General features: G+C 71.9%; 1 protein-coding gene. It reads right to left on the bottom strand.

The features are described from left to right. On the bottom strand, positions 1 to 1,385 hold a 1,385-nt coding region (locus CCN39_RS48035), incomplete at both ends, for an acyltransferase domain-containing protein (protein ID WP_143264481.1).

Here is a 1,385-nt window from a genome sequence, read left to right as displayed (position 1 = left end):
GCCCGGCGGCGGCGAGCGCACCACCACCGGCCGGCCATTCGAGCACCACCGGCTCGGCGCCGGCGGCCGAAAGGCAGCTTGTCACCTCCGTGGTGTCCGTCCCGCGCGGGGCGACCACCACCCAGCGTCCCGACAGCACCCCCGGCTCCGGCTCGGCCAGCGGCTTCCACTCCACCCGGTACCGCCAGGAGTCCACAGTGGACCTCTCCTGGCGCAGCCGCCGCCAGCGGGTGAGGGCGGGGAGCAGCTCGGCGAACGTCGTCTCGGCGGGGACGTCGAGCAGCTCGGCCAGCTTGCCGAGGTCACCGCCGTCGACCGCCGCCCAGAAGGGGGCTTCCGAGGGGTCCGCCGACGCCGTCTGCCAAGGCGCGTCCAGCCAGTAGCGCTTGCGCTGGAACGCATACGTCGGCAGGTCGATCACGCGACCGCCGGGAAACGCCGGGGTCCAGTCGACCGCCACCCCGGCCACGTGCGCCGAAGCCAGCGCGGTGTGGAAGCGGCTCAGCCCGCCGTCGTCCCGGCGCAGCGAGCCGAGTGCGACCACGTCGTCGCCGATCGCCATCGTGAGCACCGGGTGCGGCGACGCCTCGATGAACGTCCCGAAGCCCTCGCCCTTCAGCTGCTCGACGGCGACGTCCAGCCGGACCGGGCTGCGGAGGTTGGTGTACCAGTACTCGGCACCCAGCTCGGCACCTTCGGCCCACGAACCCGTCACCGTCGAAAAGAACGCCGTCTCCCCCGCGCGCGGCGCGATCGGGCCGAGGACTTCGAGGAGTTCCGCCCGCAGCTGCTCGACCTGCTCCGAGTGTGACGCGTAATCGACCGGCACCCGCTTGGCCCGGATCCCGTCGGCCTCGCAGGAAGCGGCAAAAGCGTCCAAGCCGGCAGGCGAGCCGGAAACCACCACCGCCGCGGGGCCGTTCACAGCCGCGATCGAGATCCCCTCGGTCAACCGAGAAGTGACCTCGGCGAGCGAAGCCGCCACCGAAACCATCCCGCCACGCCCAGCCAGCGCCAGGATCGCTTTGCTGCGCAGCGCGACCACCCGGGCACCGTCCTCGAGGGACAGTGCACCGGAGACCACCGCAGCCGCGATCTCACCCTGGGAATGCCCCACGACGGCATCGGGAACCACCCCGAACGACCGCCACAACTCGGCCAGCGACACCATCACGGCGAACAACGCCGGCTGCACCACGTCGACCCGCGCGAGCGCCGAGGCATCCGCCAGGACGTCCCGCAACGACCAGTCCACAAAGGACGACAACACCACCGCACACTCGTCGAGACGCGCCGAGAACACCGGCGAAGACGCAGCCAGCTCCAGCGCCATCCCCGCCCACTGCGACCCCTGCCCCGGAAAGACCAGCGCCACCTTGCCGCGG

Source organism: Amycolatopsis kentuckyensis (genome assembly GCF_002155975.1).
Classification (GTDB): domain Bacteria; phylum Actinomycetota; class Actinomycetes; order Mycobacteriales; family Pseudonocardiaceae; genus Amycolatopsis; species Amycolatopsis kentuckyensis.
The sequence above is the reverse complement of the archived record's forward strand: the minus strand, read 5'-3'. Positions and strand labels throughout refer to the sequence as shown.